This window comes from Bacillus cereus group sp. RP29 (genome assembly GCF_040459765.1).
Lineage (GTDB): Bacteria > Bacillota > Bacilli > Bacillales > Bacillaceae_G > Bacillus_A > Bacillus_A paranthracis.
This window is the reverse complement of the sequence record NZ_JARVHN010000001.1, coordinates 512309-529441: the sequence shown is the minus strand read 5'-3', so window position 1 is coordinate 529441 and position 17133 is coordinate 512309. Positions and strand designations below refer to the sequence as shown.

Sequence of the window (17133 nt, the reverse complement as noted above, 5' to 3'; positions counted from 1 at the left end):
ATTCACTCCAAAAATAATTTGTTATTTCAAGTATAAAATGCACGCTTTTAGAACACAATATGAATGTCCCCCGTTTCTCATATTTGACAACATTTGGCGATGAGCCATTCTTGCGCAAATTGTGTAAGAAAAAAGCCCTTCTAAAAAGGGCCTTTTTTATTTATATACAATATTATCCTCCCCTGCGAAATAAAATTTTATCTAATAGAAAAAGAAAAAGGTGCTGCCGATTGCAACACCTTAAAACATTGGATTTTCATCCAAATACTCATATACATTATTAACAAGTTCTTCTACTGTAGCCCCTTGTACCACTTCACCATTTACAAGAGCAAACGGTCCTTCAAAACAAATACCACAATATCCTAAACAACCATACTCCATTACATCTAAATTCGGATCTTTTTCTAATTTCTCTAAAGCGGCTTGTGAACCACTCGCAAGGTTACCTACACAAAATTCAATTAATGGTTTAATCAAAATTCTCCCCCCCCTGTACTACAAAACAAATTACTTTCTGACTTCATCTATAAGAAAAAAACTAAGCTGTTTCTTGTTGTTTTCATTACACCTTCTAAACTATTTAGTTACTTCATTATTTCACTTCAAAATAGATGATTCCTTCTATATAACATGCTATTTACGATGAAATGGTAACTAAATAATGCAGATCGTTTACTCTACTTTTCTTCTTATTGTACAACAGAGTATTCATTCATGCATTGTTATTTGTTCACAAATTCGATATAATTTGATTGAGTAAAGTCAAAATATTTTATTAATATAAAATTTTATGATTAGGGGATATTTCAACAGAAAAGGGGTAATCCATCATGAAACACCTCGTAATATTAGGTGGCGGCTACGGTGGAATGAGAATTCTGCAACGGCTACTTCCAAGCAACCAACTTCCGGATGATGTACAAGTGACATTAATCGACAAAGTACCATATCATTGCTTCAAAACTGAATATTATGCATTAGTTGCGGGTACTATTTCAGAAACGCATATTCGTATACCGTTTCCTGAACACTCACGCCTCAATATTCAATACGGCACAGTAACAAATATTGATCTCGAAGAAAAAGCTGTTCATCTCGATGGCGGCGAAGCAATCCAATATGATGATTTAATTATTGGACTTGGCTGTGAGGATAAATATCATAACGTTCCTGGGGCGAAGGAATATACACATAGCCTACAATCGATTGAACAAACACGTAAGACATATGAACAATTAAATAGTCTAGAACCAAATGCAACGGTAGCTGTCGTTGGTGCTGGATTAAGTGGCGTTGAAGTTGCAAGTGAACTTCGCGAAAGCCGTTCTGATTTAAAAATTTACTTATTTGATCGAAAAGATAGAATTTTATTCCCATATCCAGAGAAATTAAGTAGATATGTAGAAGAATGGTTCGTAAAACATAAAGTTACTATTATACGAAACTCTAACATTACAAAAGTAGAGCCAAATATTGTGTACAACCACGATGAACCACTTGAATGTGATGCAATCGTCTGGACAGCTGGTATTCAAGCAAATGAAGTTGTTCGAAACCTTCCAGTTGAACAAGATGGTAGCGGACGGGTTGTTTTAACAAAATATCACAATATTCCAAATAACGAGCACGTATATGTTGTAGGAGATTGTGCAGCACTTCCACACGCACCATCTGCACAACTTGCTGAAGGTCAAGGGGAACAAATTGTCCAAATATTATTAAAACGTTGGCATAATGAACCACTTCCTGACGAACTACCTGTCATTAAATTAAAAGGTGTTCTCGGCTCTCTTGGTAAGAAGCATGGCTTTGGTTTGCTAGCAAACCAACCATTAATGGGACGTGTACCAAGGTTACTAAAATCCGGTATCCTCTGGATGTACAAATATCATAACGGTTAATACTTTACAGGCTGTCTCCTAATTAGGCAGCCTCTCTTATTCGTTAAAATATAATTATCAGACACATCTTTCTCAATATGAATCATGATTTATTTTTCATTTTTATATTAAAAACTACCAATAAACAGTGTATGCTATTGATAAGTTGTTTTATTTCCTTTAAGGCCGAATTCATTCGGTCTTATTTTTTGTGTTGTAAATACTTTTACAGGAGGCATTTCATTTCACTTATGAACGTAACGAAACTAAATGATCGCATAGAAGCGAAGAAGAAAGAATTGATCTATCTCGTTGAAAAGTACGGATTCACTCATCATAAAGTAATTTCTTTCAGCCAAGAATTAGATCGTTTACTTAACTTATTAATAGAAATCAAGACGAAGAAAAAACGTTGCTCTTTATAACCGTTACCTTCTCTTTTTTGATACGATAGAACTAGAATCAGAAAGGAGCCATCTATGTTTATATTAAAAGACGTTACATATAAAGATATACTGCACATTCCTTATTTACAGATTCAAAAAGAAAAAATCACATGTATTATCGGCGAGAGTGGGAGCGGAAAAAGCACATTGCTCCGTATGTTAAATGATCTACAATCTCCAACATCTGGAACAATTGAATATAACGGAAAGCTAATTTCTGATTATCCCCCTATTCAATTACGACGTGACGTAGTCATGCTTGGGCAAACGCCACCTATTTTCGATGGAACCATTAAAGACAATCTATTAATGGGACTTCGTCTTTCTGAAAAGCCATTTCCAAATGATGCTGCCTTGCGAAGTGCATTAACGACTGTTAGCTTGGAAAAAAATTTAGAAGACAACGCTGATTCATTATCAGGTGGCGAAAAACAACGACTTGCTTTTGCACGTATCGTACTTATGGATCCACCTGTCTATTTATTAGATGAACCAACTTCGGCGTTAGATAGCGATACAGAACGACGCGTTATGAAGCAATTCACTATGCTAGCAAAAGAAAAGAAAAAAACAGTCATCTTCATCACACACTCACAACAGCTTCCAGAAGAAATTGCAGACGATATTATTGAGATTAGTAAAGCAAACGGTGCAACTAGAAAGGAAGTGCTCTCAGTTGAAGGGCGTGATTGAACTCCAAATTTGGCAACTTGCCGCTGCATATATTTTCATTCTTATTTTAATTGGGCTTGTGAAGTTAAAAGGAATACCTCGCGAAAAACAAATCGCGCTCGCAACATTCCGTATGACGATTCAGCTCGTACTTGTTGCCTATGTCCTTACATACGTATTTGAAAACAGTAATCCATTTTATACAATTGCTCTTATTACTTCTATTACTACCTTTGCAATTTTTAATATTTATAAACGAGTGAATATCCCAATGTCTAAAGAATTAAAACGAGTAGCCGCCCTTTCCATGGTAGCCGGATCAATTGGGCCACTTCTACTATTTATCTTTGTTATTATCGGACATGATCCGTGGTACGCCCCGCAATATATCGTTCCGATTACCGGAATGTTAGTTGGGAATGCAATGACAGGTGTTTCTCTCGGTGCAAATACGTTCTTAAACAATATGAAATCGCAAAGAGGTCAAATTGAAGGAGCACTTATGCTCGGCGCAACGCCGAAAGAAGCCGCTGCCCCGCTCATACGCGACGCTTTTGACTCTGCCATTTTACCAACGATCAATTCTATGGTCGGAATGGGAATTATAAGCTTACCAGGCATGATGACAGGACAAATCTTATCTGGTGTATCACCATTTACAGCCATTCAATATCAAATCGCAATTATACTCGGTATTTCAGGAAGTACCGCTTTTGCGGTTATTATCTTTTTACAGCTTGGCTATAAAACATTCTTTAATAAGAGGTGTCAGTTGAAGGATATTGACTATGGTGGACGGTAATCTAGCTTTTTGCTCGGTAAATGATGCACCTTTCTCGGTGATTGAAATTATATCGACGATTTTTCGAATATATCTATCATAACTCAAAATATATCAACGATTTTTGAAATATATCGACGATTCGACAAGGAATATCGACTTACCGACAAAAAATGACATAATAAAAAGAGGAGGCCTATACGCCTCCTCTTTTTATTTACTTACGCCTTTTTCACGAATTGTGATTTTAACTTCATAGCTCCGAAACCGTCGATTTTGCAATCAATATCGTGATCGCCATCAACTAGACGGATACTCTTTACTTTCGTACCGATCTTCACAACTGAAGAAGTTCCTTTTACTTTTAAATCTTTAATGACAGTAACAGCATCGCCGTCTTGAAGAACGTTTCCGTTCGCATCTTTTACAACTTTTGCACCATCATTATTTTCAGCTTCTGCTTCTTGGCCCCACTCATGAGCACACTCAGGACATACGAAAAGAACGCCATCCTCATACGTATATTCTGAATTACATTTTGGACAATTTGGTAAAGTAGCCATAAATTCATTTCCTCCGTTCATTATTTATACGTAAAAATCAAAATTGATGTTTACATCTCGATAAATAAAATTTATATAGCATTTCTATATAGTGCCATAGTCTCACGTTATTGACAAGCCTACCTCAAATTCTCATTTTTTATTGTATTTTACAAAATTTCAATTCGTATGGTGTTTCCAAGTAAAAAAGAAGAACCTTCACAAGATCCTCCTTTTCAAAATGAACGAGTTCTGACTAGAACCCCCAACCATTTTCTTCAATATAAAATTGATACTCTTCTAGCTCATCTTCACTTAACTTCTTATTATTCTCATATACTTCTTGCCATTCAAAATAGTCTTCACTAAAATAAACAGCAAATTTAATTTTCACGTTTTTCTTCTCTGTATAATCATAACCAGTAAATTCTACTACATCATAATCTTGTTCTTTCTTCACAAACTTCCAAGTTGGATTATCCGTCATAATCTCTAAAGTCACACCTTCACTACTTGAACGAACGACATTTTTAATATTCGGCTCAGTTGGTAAAAGTGAGAGTCCGAACATAGCTCCACCAAACATGATTCCAACTATAACCTGGAAACCAACCATACCAGCAAAACTAGCGCCACCCTTTGATTGTAAGTAATACGCCTTCTCATGATCTGGCATATCTTCTCCCTTATGTAATACACGAACAGCATGCTTATAATATAAACGGTTTCCTTGCCATCCAGTAAATATCATCGTTCCTAACTGAAGAACTAAACTACATGTTAAATAAATCCCATCTGGAATATCTATAAAAGGAGTTACAATGATACTAGGTACCGCCAATAACGTAAGTATAATAAACAACTTATACATTTTACGATAAGCTAACCAAAAAGTTGGGAAGAAAAAGGCTACCCAATTCCACGTATTCCCTTGCGCTGGATTTTCTACTTTGCCCCATTTAAAGTCATAATAAGCTGTATTCTTTTGAACAACTTTATGTAACTCTTGCGGAGAAATTGTTTCTTGTAAAACAGTGTCCTTCACGTACATCATCCTTTTCTTCTTTCTACATACGTGTATTTTATAGAAAGAAAAAGAAAGAATCTAACAAGAAGTACATATATTTCATAAAAATGAACGGAAATCGAATATATTCCGACAATTTCTCGTTTATTATTTCATTTTTCTTTTTAATATATTAGAATACTTATGAATGATAGGTTTAATACACTAAGTTAATCATTTTGTATATTTGATAATAAAAATGTTTCACATGAAACTATTTATATTTTGTATTACCTTGCCTCTACACAATGCGTGTAAAGCCCTTTCTACCTACTACAAAATAGAAAAGACGCCCTTTTCAAAAGGGCGTCTTTTTATAGTTGAAAATTTACTAATAAATAAAATGAATTGTTTAATACATGAATTCCAATTGGAACGAGTAAATTGTTTGTTTTCTTATAGGTGTAGGCTAAACTTATGCCTATACCAAAAATATATAAAATACTCCCTACTGTAAGGGGATGCCCTAAAGTAAATATGAAAGCACTTATAACGGCACTACTAAGTGTAGAGAAGCGCTGAGATAATTTCATAAAAAACATACCTCGGAATACAAGCTCTTCCCAAATCGGCGCAAAAATCGTGAGTACAACTACATATAAAATGATTTCATTTTTAGTAGGCTCTATTACTATATTAGATTCCCCCACACGAAGCACATGTGGTAAAACTAAATTTAATACCGCAAGATATATAAGCAGTACGATCATTGTCATTATTATTGTTACATAATGTTTTGAGTTATTGAATTGTATTGATTTTAGTAAATGCACACAGTAATTTCTTGCCGGTGCATACATTACAATAATCATACAAAACGTGAAGGGTGAAATGAGATGATTTACATACCACGGATATAATGAGAATTCATATAAAAAGTTCAAATAACCAATTCCGTACATTACCCCAAAAATAATTACGATCATACCGATTACTTCTAGCATACTCATTTGTACATTCTTTTCTTCATATGTAACTAATTCCGTGTCCACTATATCCCCTCCAGTATAATTAAACCTTTCAAACCATTATATACCAAATTAAACGTAAAAAAAGACAATACACTCAACTGTATTGTCCATTTTCTTCCCTACCATTTCTCTCTACATGTTTCAATCAAATGCAGTAAGTACCTCTTCGTCATATCTGCCCTTCTCCACCTTGAGAGCATTCGCTTTTCTTTTGGATTTTGCCGTATTCTCGCTACTTCTTTTAATAAAAGCTCCCACTCTTCCGCTGAATGTTCTAATAAGTATTGCAATCCTCTATCTTTTGAAACGATTGTTTTATGGTCTAGTGTATATAAAATACGCCCCATCGTAACGACCGCTGATTCTACCCATTCTTCTATAAAGAATACATATGGCTGCTTCGCCTTCCCGCTCCAGTACTGTTCTACGTTGTATTTCATCGTATTTACTACATCATCCCACCTTATTTGGAACGAAAGGTCTTCTGCTTCTTTCCCGCTCACTGTAATACCTTGATTTTTCAATGTCCACCATGTGACTGCATTAATATCCCAATGCCCTATATTCGCCTTACCATCTGCACAATACACGTACTCATTCATTTCATCATTGTATTTTCCTAAATCAGCAAGCGGAATATACATACCATCCATTCTTTTCCCTAACGTACTACCACTAAGTTTCTTATGAAGCTCTACAAGTTGCTGTTTTTCAGCTTCATTCACGGGATCACTTATTACCGTGACAAAATCAACATCGCTCATTTCTGCATGAAATGCACCGAGTGCGATGGATCCGTAAATATACACCCCGACTATTTTTTCATCTAAAAAAATTTCTTTCAGTCCTACTATGTACTGCTCCATCAACTGCTCTACTTCTTTCGGTAACGCATGCTTTACTACATTCTCCACATCTATCCCTCCAATAAAAAAAGCCTTTGCAAATTCGCAAAGGCTTCCTGCTTTATAAATATTTCTCGATTTCTTCGTAAACATCCTTCAAACTAGGATTTCCTTCTCCAACAATTTCTCCATTTACAAGAACGACCGGATAAAATAAATCTTCCTCTACTACGCGCTCCGCGAATGCTTTTTTATCTTCATCTTCTTGTTCTTCTTGAAAATCAATATACTCGAAATTAAATTTATTTTCTTGTCCTTCATATTTACGACCAATCGCCGCTTGTAGCCACTCAAACGTTTCTGTTGAAGATGGCATTCCAACGCAGCTCGCACAAATTACTTTCGTCCCATACACTTGCACATTAACCATTTCTTCTCCCCCACTTCTTGTTCTGACAGTATATTCAGATGTCTTATTACATAAGCACATCATTTTACAAACTTATTCCATACCCCTATACTGAAAAAACACGTTGTAAACATGATAAAAAATTTCGGCAATAAAACAAGAACAGAAAAAATAGATTTTCCCCTCTATCTTGATTATAATAAAACTGATGAAAGGAGTCGATAAAAATGGAAAACCCACATATGCAAGAACAAGTACTAGAAGTATTAGATAAATTACGTCCATTCTTACTTCGCGATGGCGGAGACGTTGAATTAGTAGACATTGAAGAAGGTATCGTAAAATTACGCCTTATGGGTGCATGCGGAAGCTGCCCAAGTTCTACAATCACACTAAAAGCTGGTATCGAACGCGCATTACTTGAAGAAGTACCAGGCGTTATCGAAGTAGAACAAGTATTTTAATCTAAAAGCGGAAGCGGCTCGTTCAGAACAGGAGGTCATTGGAGCTCCTGACGAAGAGGCGCTTTTTGCCTCACAGGAAGGCGCGAAATGGCCGACTGTTCTAGCCACCGAACATTTTAGCCGCTAGAGCTAGATATTATCTAGCGGCTCGTTCAAAGCCACTTGCTAAAAGGAGACCAAATTTGGTCTCCTTTTTTTATACAAATCACATTTATCCGTTAACATCATAAAGCAAAATTGGAAATCCTTCTCAAAAAATGCGATAATTGATACTATATAGTGAATCGTTCACACATATAAAGTAAAAAACATAGGGGGACGACACATGCCAAAAATGGGGAACACGTTTTTAACAATTCAAGAACTAGAAAAGAAAAAAGAGTATTTATTAGACCTTTCATCCGTTATACCGACATGGAATGCGAGCTATCAATTTTTATTTAAAGAAATCCAGCAAGAATTATTGAGTAAAGTAAATGAAAAAATCGAACAACATCAATTCATTTTAAATATATGTGCAGATCAACAGGTAGGGGCATAATGTATTACATACAATTGTGGTATATAAAAAAGAGACCTCAATCGGTCTCTTTTTTATATTTTTAAGACAGCCAATCTAATTTTCTAATCCCAAGCTTATCAACTGGTAAACGGAGTGAGCCATAAAAATGCTTCATAAATTGCTCAGAGCGGTTCACATCGTGTAGAATGGCTTCTAAACGATCTCTATACATGCTTTTTTGTTCTTCGTTTCCTGTTTGGTAATATCGTTCGACTGTTTCAAAATAGTGAAGCGGGAACAGGAGCCTTGCAAATAATAGGCGCCACCCAAATGAGGATAGCGAATAATTCCGTTCATAATCTGTAACAAATTGAACGATTGTTTGCTCCCAGTCTTTCTTTTTTTCAATCATCATATAGCGGATTAATTCTGCTATATCTCGAGTTGGGTGATCATACACCCAATCAAAAGGGAGTTTGAGACGCTTCGTTTGATGCCATAATAAAGGTGTGAATCGTTCTTGGCAAATGGTTGCTGCATCCGTTAGTTGCGGTGTGTCATCCATTTCTGTATCAACAACATATTGAATGGCATTTTCCGCAACTCCTAAGTAATACGGGAAGGATTCAATAAACAATTGATCGAATACGTCTGTAGGGTGGTTCATCACTTGTGATTGCCAAAACTTTTCTAATTGATCGAGCCTTTTTTCCCATAATGCTTTCCATTCACCAATGCGGCTTAGTTGCTCAATTTCTTCTGGAAAGAATGCACCTCGTTTATGGAATATAGAAAGCTCACTTCCTAATGACATAGCATGTCGTTCTAACGCGCGCATACCTTTTAATAAGCAGTAATTTTGTTCTTCTATCTCACTTACATAGTAGCCGTGTATAGTCGGAACGAAAGTCGCTACAGTTATATCCCCTTGCTGGTTCATATAATCACTGAGCTTTTTCATCTCTACAAGTACTTCTTCCTCCATTTCTCCAATTGGAACAAGTACATAAATTTTGTTGCGAATCCAAAAGCTTTTATAGGGGCCAAGGGGGATTAATTCTTTAACATGCATATGATAATGCTCATAAATATGATGAATCATCGCAGTCGCCACCTATGGTTTTTCTTTATATATATGAGCTTGTGCTCGCCTTTCATTCCTATGCACATGATAAAGCAACGAAACGTATACAAATACTAAAAAGAAAAAAAGGTGATAAACATGAAAGAATCAAATCAACTACAAGAAAGAGCATTGCAACTATTACAAGAACGCGGTGTAACAATTGATGATATTGCTGAACTTGTTCATTTTCTTCAAAAAAAATATCATCCAAATTTAGAGATGTCAGAATGCCGTTATAACGTTGAGCGTGTATTATCAAAACGTGAAGTACAAAACGCACTGATTACAGGTATCGAACTCGATGTTCTCGCTGAAAAAGGCATGTTAAGTGAGCCGTTACAAGATATCGTAAAACGTGATGAAGGCTTATACGGAATTGATGAAGTGATCGCACTTTCTATCGTTAATGTGTACGGCTCTATCGGTTTCACAAACTTTGGATATATCGATAAATTAAAACCTGGTATTTTAGAATACTTAAATGATAAATCAACTGGAAAGGTGCATACATTCCTTGATGATATCGTTGGCGGAATCGCTGCCGCTGCTTCAAGCCGTTTAGCGCACAGAGCTGAGCATTCGGAATAATAAAATATGAAAGACCGTCAGTGTCATACTGACGGTCTTTCATATTCCATGAGCATAAATTCTCTTCCGCGGCTCAAAAAAATGGGCCCTTGCTGAAAACCTATGTTTTTATATAGCGTAATCGCTCTTGTATTAAATGTTGCTACACTAAGTCGAAACGTTTTCGGCCTAAATTCTTTAACAGCAAATGCTATGCCAACTTGAAAAAACATTTTTCCCAGCCCTTTCCCTGTTAACGCCGGCTTCATGCCAAGTCCGATATCAATTACATCTTCTCCACCATATAAATGGGCATCTCGTCCCCCTGGCACTTGTGCATTTTCTCCAAAACAAAAATAGCCGATAAACTCCCCATTATCGTCACAGCAGCCATAATACGTCCCATCTAATAATTCTTCTATTACTTCTTCTTCGCCTGAAAAACTATACAAATGATAAGGTTCTTCATACGTCCACGTATTTATCTCATTTGCTTCTTCTACCGTTAACTTATGTATATCCATCCTTCTCTCCCCTTATCAAATATTCTCTATATACTCATTCATTTTTCGTGCCTCATTTCCCTCTAATTGAAATATGCACAATTGCATACGCACGCCCACGGAACAAATGGTACAATTCATTTGAATCGCTGTTGCTACACTTCTTGATCAAAGAAAAGGCGTTAAAACGGATATTAGCGCCTTATCAAACTCAAGCAATTGGCACATTTTGTCATCTTGAAAGACACTCGAAAGAGTGTCTTTTTTTCTATACCTTACAAGGACTTACTCATTTCAAAGCATAAGCACATAAAATAATGTAACTCTTTACATGCATGAATTCTTTTCTAAAAGTTATGCAGTAGACTCAAAATAAAAAAGCACTCTTGGCTAGAGTGCTTTTTACTTTCAAATTAGGAGGTTACATATATGGATAGTACTCTCGTATTTAACTTCGGCATTGGTATTATCATTATTTTATTTGTTTTCTTTGTTCTTTGTATGAGTGGTGTGTAACAGTCTTTTATGCTGATAACTCTTTTAAAGTATCACTTAATTTGAACTTTCTTAATTGTAATGATGCAATCAATGCTGCCCCCGCTCCAAGCATCACGCTAGCTAAAGCCAGTATGACAACTTGATTATACGGAATAATAATAACCGTTAACTCTAAGCTTGATAACACGATATAACTAAACAAAATCCCACCAAAAATGCCAATGCAACCAGCTATCGCTCCAAGTAAAGTTCCCTCTAATAAAACGATCCTTCTCATTTGCTTTGGGATAGCTCCTACCGCACGAATCATACTAATTTCAGCACGTCTTTCATGTAAACTTGCGACTATCGCATTCATTAATCCTATACCAGAAATAATGAAAACAATTACAACTAACAAGCGAATTAACATCATCATTTGTGATAATAACTGCTCTTGTTCTTTCAATAAATCATGACTATTTATAACTTCTATATTCTCTTTATTCTTTGTAATTTCTTTTACTTGCTTCTTAATTGCTTCAAATGACTGATTAGAATTTGTCATAATTTGAATCGCTTCATATCCTTGTACGTGAAACTTATCGCGAGCCCATTGTTCATTTACAAAAACATCTAACCCTCTTAACCTTAATCCTTGCTCAATAATCGAAACGACTTTAATCGTTTGTTTTTCTTTTCCCTTTCCTTGTACTTCAAACGTATCTTGCAACTGAAGCCCTAAATTTTTAGCCACTTCCTTCGTAATGACTCCCTCACCATCTTGTAACGGCTTACTTAAACTTTGCCCTGAAATCACTTTCGCCTTTGTTACTTTCTGATACGCTACAATATCATTACCTACAACTTCCATTGAATCAGAGTTCAAATTGTTTTTTTTCCTAAATTCATACCATTCTTGATTCGCTTTTTTAAAGTCATAATTCACAAGCTTTACTGTAAAGTCAGTAGCATTCCCAACACTCGCCTCTACACCATCAATTTTTTTAACCTTCTCCATCCAACTAAACGGTAATGTTTCTATTCCTTGCGACTCTACTGGAATTCTTACTACTAAGTCCGCTGGTAAATGTTTTTGTAATCCTTTTTTCATACCTTCATACATAGAGTTTACATACATCGTTCCAACAAGTGCTAACATAAAACCAAATGCTAGTATAGCAACCGACACAGCTGCCTTATTTCGATAACGAATGACATTCCGGCTACTAATCGTCGTTTCAATTCGTAATATCATTTGAATCGGTTTTGCAATCACTGGTGCTATCACGCGAATAAATAACGGAATCGCAAATAACAAACCGACCGCAAATAAAAGCGCTCCTATCGCACTTGGATTAAAACCGATATACTCCTCTAATACGCTACCTGCTAGTCCAATAACAGTACCAATGATTAAAATGCTAAGGCTAAAAGCACTCCATCTTTTTTCTTTTCTCTCATTACTAGGAAGACCTGGGCGGAGTGCTTGAACTGGTGGAATCTTTCTAACCATAAAAGCTGGTATAATAGCCCCTAGGATAGACATAACAATCCCTAGTAAAAAAGTAATGAGTAAAATCTCACTTGAAATCGAGAATGATGCTTTCCCTGCTTCCTCAATATTCACCCATTTGTTAATGAATGATGCTGCAATTATTTGCGTACCTGCTCCAAGAATAACTCCTGCTAGTGATCCGATTGCCCCAATACATAAAGCCTCTAATAAAACGACTAATATAATTTGATTTGGATTACTACCAAGTGCACGTAATAATGCCCATTGCTTAAATCGACTTCTGACAGATAAGAAGAAACTTCCCATTATTAAAAGGGCTACTACAAATAAGGCAATACCACCTAAACTAAAAATTAAAGGCTTCATTACATTTAGTCGTTCAAATGCCTTATCGACATAAGTACGTTGATCCACCTTTATATTTTCTATCTTCTTATTTACCTCAAGAGCAATCGTCCTTTTCACATTTACATCGGCTGTTTTCACTTGAACGAGATTGAACTGATTTGGTAGATTTAATTCTTTTTGAAGCCAATCGATTGGAAAATAAGCACTATGTCCCATCGCTGCCATTAACGGCGGATTTAAAATGCCGACGACTTTCACATTCTTTTCTCCATGCTGCGGAAATGGCAACTGAATCGTATCTCCTATCCGTATATTTTCACGTTCTGTATACCCTTTTGTCAGCGCTACTTCGGCCCCTTCTTTCGGATATCGACCTTCTAATATTTTATAAGAATGCATTTCTGGAGAATCTTGCTCAACACCCCAATAGGACGGCTTTCCTGATAGCTCTTTATAATTTGGAAAAGGATACGGTATAAGTACTTTTGATATTTTTTCAGCATTTTCTAAGCCATCTATTCCTTTTAAACTTTCATTATTTAAATACATATCGTTTTTTATATAGCCAAATTGTAAATTATAATCTCCATATCGGCTTACTACTTGTTCCTTCACACTCTTCTCTACTGATTGATTTCCTAGCAATAACATCGTCGCTAACATAACACCTAAAGCTGCACCGAGAGCAATCAACATATTTCGTAGCCAATTTTGTTTCATCGATTTTACCGCATATTTAATTACCCATCGCATCACCTTTACCTCCTACTTTAAAGTGGCGATTCATAATCTCTTGAATATGAGTAACTTGTTGCGGGATATTTCGAAATTTCCATCCTTTACTTTCAGCGTGTTCATGAATCACTTCACCATCTAATAAGAAAACAACTTTATCAGCATGAGCCGCTACGAACGGGTCGTGCGTTACAATTACAGCTGTTTGCCCTAACTCATCACACGCATTGCGAAGTGCCGCAATGATATTTTTGCTATTTTCCGAATCTAATGCCCCTGTTGGCTCATCCGCTAATATAATTGCCGGTTCATTTGCAAAAGCTCTTGCTATCGCAACCCTTTGCTGTTGCCCACCTGATAACTGTGCTGGTAAATGCTTTTCTTTTCCTTTTAACCCAACAAGCTCTAATAAACGAGTTGCTGTCACCGTTGCCTTCTTTTGCGATACATTATCTAACAGTAACGGCAACCCCACATTCTCCTCTGCACTAAACACCGGAATCAAATTAAACTGCTGAAAAATAAAACCGATTTTATGCCGTCTAAATAAAGCGAGCTCTTTTTCTCTTAGTGTTGAAATCTCTGTACCGTCAACTCGAATACTACCTACCGATGGAATATCTAATCCACCTAACAACTGAAGTAAGGTCGTTTTACCCGAGCCACTTGCTCCCATAATACAAACGAAATCTCCTTTTTGAATTTGAAGATTAATGCCTTTTAATATTTTGACTTTACTATCCCCAATATCAAATGATTTTTCTAACCTTTCAATCTCAATAATATTCATCCCCATATCCCCTTCTCTCTCTATTTACCAATCTATATATTCTATTCATAAATGCAAAATTCCTACTTTTTTGTATTTTTTTGTCACATACTAATATTTCTCATGTCAGAAAAATTGACTCTCGTAAAAAAAGTAACCATAATAGTTACATGAATACATAAAAACCATTCACATATCCACAAATAGGAGGAAGAACAATGAAACATGTAATCGTTTATGCACACCCAAATACAGAAAGCTTCAACCATGCGATTTTAGAAACGGTAAAAAGTGAATTAGAAGAAAAAGGTCATGAAGTACGCGTTCGCGATCTATATGAATTAAACTTCAATCCAGTATTAGGCGCTTCCGATTTCATCTCATTTTCTCAAGGAAACACACCAGCAGATATTAAAGAAGAGCAAGAGCATATCTCTTGGGCTGATAGCATTACATTTATTTATCCAGTTTGGTGGGCGGGACTTCCTGCTATTTTAAAAGGATACGTTGACCGTGTATTTAGCCACGGCTTCGCTTATGCTTACGGTGAAAATGGCATCGAGAAGTTATTAAGCGGTAAAAAAGGATTATTATTATCTACAATGGGAAATACGAAAGAGGCATACACAGCAGGCGGTATGTTTGACGCAATGAAAAAAACAGCTGATGTTGGTATTTTTGAATTTACAGGCATTGAAACAATTGAGCATACATTCTATACAAGTGTTCCTTCTGTAGATGATAGTGTGCGTAAACAATATCTTGAAGAGGTTAAAGATGTTGTGAATCGTGCATTTTAAATAAAATTATATCAGCGCAACTTAAATTATATCGGCGATTTTCTAATTATATCGACTTACAGACAAAAACCGACACTATTCACAACTGAATATTAGAAAAAAAGCTGCTCCAAAGTTTGGAACAGCTTTTTTCATTACATCTTCTCAATCCACTCCGTCAAGTTATGCACAACTTGCGTCGGTTGAACTTCGTATTCTGTTAACTTCTCCACAGTTGTTACTCCAGTGTGGACAAGAAGCGTATGCATGCCAGCATTGATTCCTGCTAAAATGTCTGTGTCGTAGTTATCCCCAACCATTAAGGCTTCATTCTTTTCTATGCCAAGCACTTTTAAAGCTTGTTCCATAATGATTGATTCTGGTTTTCCGATAAAGATTGGATCCACACCTGTTGATACTGCTACAACTGATGTTAATGAACCGTTACCTGGTAATAACCCGCGCTCAGTCGGAATGGCAATGTCTCCATTTGTAGAAATAAACGTTGCGCCGTTACGCACAGCAAGACAAGCTTTTGCTAATTTTTCATATGTGATGTCACGATCTAAACCAACAACAACGAAATCAGGATTTTCATCTACAAGTTCAAATCCTTTTTCCACAAGCGCATCATGTAAGCCTTCTTCACCAATCATATATACAGTTGCGTCTTGTTTACGTTCGTAAATGAAGTTTGCTGTTGCCATACTCGTTGTGAATACTTGCTCTGCTTTCGCTGGAATATCGAAACGAACAAGTTTTTCTGCCACTTGTTCTGGTTTACGAGTTGAGTTATTCGTAACGAATAAATATGGAATGCCGCGCTCTCCTAATGCTTTTACGAAGTCGCTCGCTTCTTCAATTTGTTCTTCTCCGCGATACATTGTACCGTCTAAGTCAATTAAGTAACCTTTATACATCGATTATGTCTCTCCTTCTATGCTAACGTTCTCACCTTATCATACCACTCTTATATTACCCGCTTTTCCAAAAGAAAAAAACGCTTTACCTTAAAGCGCCCCATAACGTTCATTTTTTCTCTTTTATTTGGTAAGAACAACTACAATCGCCCTCGCACATGTTTGCTAGCGTTTTTACATCTGCGTTCGCAAATAAACGATTATACATCTCTTTTTCATCTTCACACACTTGCGGGAATCTCTCAGCGATTTCCTTTAACGGACAGTTTTGTTTTTCAATTACGAAAGAGTTCTCTCCGTCTCTCTTAATTTGAACCATATAACCATTTTTCTCTTGCATAGCTGCTATCTCTTGCACTTTATATGCTAAATTCTTTTGATTACTTACGCGCTTTTGTAACTGTTCTTCCATTCGCTTCGTTCTCTCTTTTAAAACGTAACGAAGGATTTTTTCATCGCCCATTCGCGCTAAATCTTCTAGCATATCAATCGCAAATTGCTTATACTCTTTCGGGAATGTGTCTTCTCCCTTTTCGCTTAATCCATACAAATAAGTTGGTCTTCCGACATGTTGCCTTACCATCTTGGAATAGATGAAACCATCTTTCTCAAGATTACTTAAATGTCTTCGAATCGCCATTTCTGTAATCTCTAAAACTTCAGCTAGTTCCGCTACGGTGTGCTCTCCCTTTACTTTCAACAACTGCACAATTTCATCTTTCGTCGTACGTGCTTCCCCCATGCTTCACCCTTCTCCCTCACATACAATATAAGACCCCCAAAAGGCATTCTCTGGGGATCTTATAAGC

20 protein-coding genes are annotated in these 17133 nt (G+C 36.2%); 8 read left to right on the top strand and 12 right to left on the bottom strand.

All coding sequences use genetic code 11. The features are described from left to right. Positions 1-240 precede the first annotated feature (240 nt). Entirely contained in the window at positions 241-480 is a 240-nt protein-coding gene (locus QCI47_RS02660) for a YuzB family protein (RefSeq protein ID WP_000595026.1), read from the bottom strand. 353 nt (positions 481-833) lie between these two features. Between QCI47_RS02660 and QCI47_RS02655 the strand changes: the two genes are divergently transcribed. From QCI47_RS02655 to QCI47_RS02640, 4 genes are all read left to right on the top strand, one after another. After that, complete coding sequence (locus QCI47_RS02655) at positions 834-1904, top strand: NAD(P)/FAD-dependent oxidoreductase (RefSeq protein WP_309422192.1); 1071 nt, start codon at positions 834-836, stop codon at positions 1902-1904. A 230-nt stretch (positions 1905-2134) separates the two neighbouring features. Then, positions 2135-2308: an aspartyl-phosphate phosphatase Spo0E family protein gene (locus QCI47_RS02650; protein WP_001103328.1), complete on the top strand. Its 174-nt coding sequence runs from the start codon at positions 2135-2137 to the stop codon at positions 2306-2308. Positions 2309-2362: 54 nt separating this feature from the next. After that, positions 2363-3022, top strand: coding sequence for an ABC transporter ATP-binding protein (locus QCI47_RS02645; protein WP_000470273.1), 660 nt, complete (start codon positions 2363-2365; stop codon positions 3020-3022). After that, positions 3006-3803, top strand: a complete 798-nt coding sequence (locus tag QCI47_RS02640; protein ID WP_000679250.1) for an ABC transporter permease — start codon at positions 3006-3008, stop codon at positions 3801-3803. Before QCI47_RS02645 ends, QCI47_RS02640 begins: the two co-directional genes overlap by 17 nt. Positions 3804-4003: 200 nt before the next feature. Here QCI47_RS02640 and phnA read toward each other — a convergent pair whose 3' ends face one another. The 5 genes from phnA to QCI47_RS02615 form a co-directional block, all read right to left on the bottom strand. Then, positions 4004-4345 carry an alkylphosphonate utilization operon protein PhnA gene (gene phnA, locus QCI47_RS02635; RefSeq protein ID WP_000212737.1) on the bottom strand — a complete coding sequence of 114 codons (342 nt, stop codon included), beginning with the start codon at positions 4343-4345 and terminating at the stop codon, positions 4004-4006. Positions 4346-4580: 235 nt separating this feature from the next. After that, the gene (locus tag QCI47_RS02630; protein WP_353811687.1) at positions 4581-5375 is read right to left on the bottom strand and encodes a DUF2628 domain-containing protein; all 795 of its coding nucleotides are present in this window, start codon (positions 5373-5375) and stop codon (positions 4581-4583) included. Positions 5376-5704: 329 nt separating this feature from the next. Next, complete coding sequence (locus QCI47_RS02625; RefSeq protein WP_086707136.1) at positions 5705-6382, bottom strand: CPBP family intramembrane glutamic endopeptidase; 678 nt, start codon at positions 6380-6382, stop codon at positions 5705-5707. Positions 6383-6480: 98 nt separating this feature from the next. Further along, positions 6481-7275 carry a nucleotidyltransferase domain-containing protein gene (locus QCI47_RS02620; RefSeq protein ID WP_353811686.1) on the bottom strand — a complete coding sequence of 265 codons (795 nt, stop codon included), beginning with the start codon at positions 7273-7275 and terminating at the stop codon, positions 6481-6483. Positions 7276-7327: 52 nt separating this feature from the next. Continuing rightward, on the bottom strand, positions 7328-7636 hold the full coding sequence (locus QCI47_RS02615; protein WP_074614927.1) for a YuzD family protein: 309 nt from the start codon (positions 7634-7636) through the stop codon (positions 7328-7330). Between the two features lie 206 nt (positions 7637-7842). Here QCI47_RS02615 and QCI47_RS02610 point away from each other — a divergent pair, with 206 nt between their 5' ends. Next, complete coding sequence (locus tag QCI47_RS02610; RefSeq protein ID WP_000431159.1) at positions 7843-8079, top strand: NifU family protein; 237 nt, start codon at positions 7843-7845, stop codon at positions 8077-8079. A 325-nt stretch (positions 8080-8404) separates the two neighbouring features. After that, on the top strand, positions 8405-8620 hold the full coding sequence (locus QCI47_RS02605) for a hypothetical protein (RefSeq protein WP_001125488.1): 216 nt from the start codon (positions 8405-8407) through the stop codon (positions 8618-8620). A 61-nt stretch (positions 8621-8681) separates the two neighbouring features. On the opposite strand, the gene yutH is transcribed toward QCI47_RS02605, so the two are convergent. Beyond that, positions 8682-9683, bottom strand: a complete 1002-nt coding sequence (gene yutH / locus QCI47_RS02600; RefSeq protein ID WP_061131748.1) for a spore coat putative kinase YutH — start codon at positions 9681-9683, stop codon at positions 8682-8684. A gap of 120 nt (positions 9684-9803) precedes the next feature. Between yutH and QCI47_RS02595 the strand changes: the two genes are divergently transcribed. Next, complete coding sequence (locus tag QCI47_RS02595; protein WP_000665103.1) at positions 9804-10295, top strand: phosphatidylglycerophosphatase A family protein; 492 nt, start codon at positions 9804-9806, stop codon at positions 10293-10295. Positions 10296-10318: 23 nt separating this feature from the next. On the opposite strand, the gene QCI47_RS02590 is transcribed toward QCI47_RS02595, so the two are convergent. The 3 genes from QCI47_RS02590 to QCI47_RS02580 all read right to left on the bottom strand — a co-directional run bounded on the left by QCI47_RS02590 (position 10319) and on the right by QCI47_RS02580 (position 14646). After that, positions 10319-10798: a GNAT family N-acetyltransferase gene (locus QCI47_RS02590; RefSeq protein ID WP_000351171.1), complete on the bottom strand. Its 480-nt coding sequence runs from the start codon at positions 10796-10798 to the stop codon at positions 10319-10321. A gap of 502 nt (positions 10799-11300) precedes the next feature. Next, the gene (locus tag QCI47_RS02585; protein WP_140394830.1) at positions 11301-13874 is read right to left on the bottom strand and encodes an FtsX-like permease family protein; all 2574 of its coding nucleotides are present in this window, start codon (positions 13872-13874) and stop codon (positions 11301-11303) included. Beyond that, a complete protein-coding gene (locus QCI47_RS02580) occupies positions 13858-14646 on the bottom strand; it encodes an ABC transporter ATP-binding protein (RefSeq protein ID WP_074543860.1) in 789 nt (262 codons plus the stop codon). Before QCI47_RS02580 ends, QCI47_RS02585 begins: the two co-directional genes overlap by 17 nt. 197 nt (positions 14647-14843) lie before the next feature. Between QCI47_RS02580 and QCI47_RS02575 the strand changes: the two genes are divergently transcribed. Continuing rightward, the gene (locus tag QCI47_RS02575; RefSeq protein ID WP_000683422.1) at positions 14844-15425 is read left to right on the top strand and encodes an NAD(P)H-dependent oxidoreductase; all 582 of its coding nucleotides are present in this window, start codon (positions 14844-14846) and stop codon (positions 15423-15425) included. Between the two features lie 134 nt (positions 15426-15559). Here the strand turns inward: QCI47_RS02575 and QCI47_RS02570 are convergent, their stop codons facing one another. Together QCI47_RS02570 and QCI47_RS02565 are read right to left on the bottom strand one after the other, a co-directional pair. After that, positions 15560-16324 carry a TIGR01457 family HAD-type hydrolase gene (locus tag QCI47_RS02570; protein WP_000276467.1) on the bottom strand — a complete coding sequence of 255 codons (765 nt, stop codon included), beginning with the start codon at positions 16322-16324 and terminating at the stop codon, positions 15560-15562. A 109-nt stretch (positions 16325-16433) separates the two neighbouring features. Beyond that, complete coding sequence (locus QCI47_RS02565; RefSeq protein ID WP_000503356.1) at positions 16434-17066, bottom strand: helix-turn-helix transcriptional regulator; 633 nt, start codon at positions 17064-17066, stop codon at positions 16434-16436. Between the last annotated feature and the right edge of the window lie 67 nt (positions 17067-17133).

Coding starts and splice junctions, on each gene's coding strand:
- QCI47_RS02585 (WP_140394830.1), bottom strand. CDS start 13,874: ATGCGATGGGTAATTAAATATGCGGTAAAATCGATGAAACAAAATTGG.
- QCI47_RS02590 (WP_000351171.1), bottom strand. CDS start 10,798: ATGGATATACATAAGTTAACGGTAGAAGAAGCAAATGAGATAAATACG.
- QCI47_RS02645 (WP_000470273.1), top strand. CDS start 2,363: ATGTTTATATTAAAAGACGTTACATATAAAGATATACTGCACATTCCT.
- QCI47_RS02610 (WP_000431159.1), top strand. CDS start 7,843: ATGGAAAACCCACATATGCAAGAACAAGTACTAGAAGTATTAGATAAA.
- QCI47_RS02580 (WP_074543860.1), bottom strand. CDS start 14,646: ATGAATATTATTGAGATTGAAAGGTTAGAAAAATCATTTGATATTGGG.
- phnA (WP_000212737.1), bottom strand. CDS start 4,345: ATGGCTACTTTACCAAATTGTCCAAAATGTAATTCAGAATATACGTAT.
- yutH (WP_061131748.1), bottom strand. CDS start 9,683: ATGATTCATCATATTTATGAGCATTATCATATGCATGTTAAAGAATTA.
- QCI47_RS02575 (WP_000683422.1), top strand. CDS start 14,844: ATGAAACATGTAATCGTTTATGCACACCCAAATACAGAAAGCTTCAAC.
- QCI47_RS02630 (WP_353811687.1), bottom strand. CDS start 5,375: ATGTACGTGAAGGACACTGTTTTACAAGAAACAATTTCTCCGCAAGAG.
- QCI47_RS02650 (WP_001103328.1), top strand. CDS start 2,135: ATGAACGTAACGAAACTAAATGATCGCATAGAAGCGAAGAAGAAAGAA.
- QCI47_RS02605 (WP_001125488.1), top strand. CDS start 8,405: ATGCCAAAAATGGGGAACACGTTTTTAACAATTCAAGAACTAGAAAAG.
- QCI47_RS02570 (WP_000276467.1), bottom strand. CDS start 16,324: ATGTATAAAGGTTACTTAATTGACTTAGACGGTACAATGTATCGCGGA.
- QCI47_RS02615 (WP_074614927.1), bottom strand. CDS start 7,636: ATGGTTAATGTGCAAGTGTATGGGACGAAAGTAATTTGTGCGAGCTGC.
- QCI47_RS02655 (WP_309422192.1), top strand. CDS start 834: ATGAAACACCTCGTAATATTAGGTGGCGGCTACGGTGGAATGAGAATT.
- QCI47_RS02565 (WP_000503356.1), bottom strand. CDS start 17,066: ATGGGGGAAGCACGTACGACGAAAGATGAAATTGTGCAGTTGTTGAAA.
- QCI47_RS02595 (WP_000665103.1), top strand. CDS start 9,804: ATGAAAGAATCAAATCAACTACAAGAAAGAGCATTGCAACTATTACAA.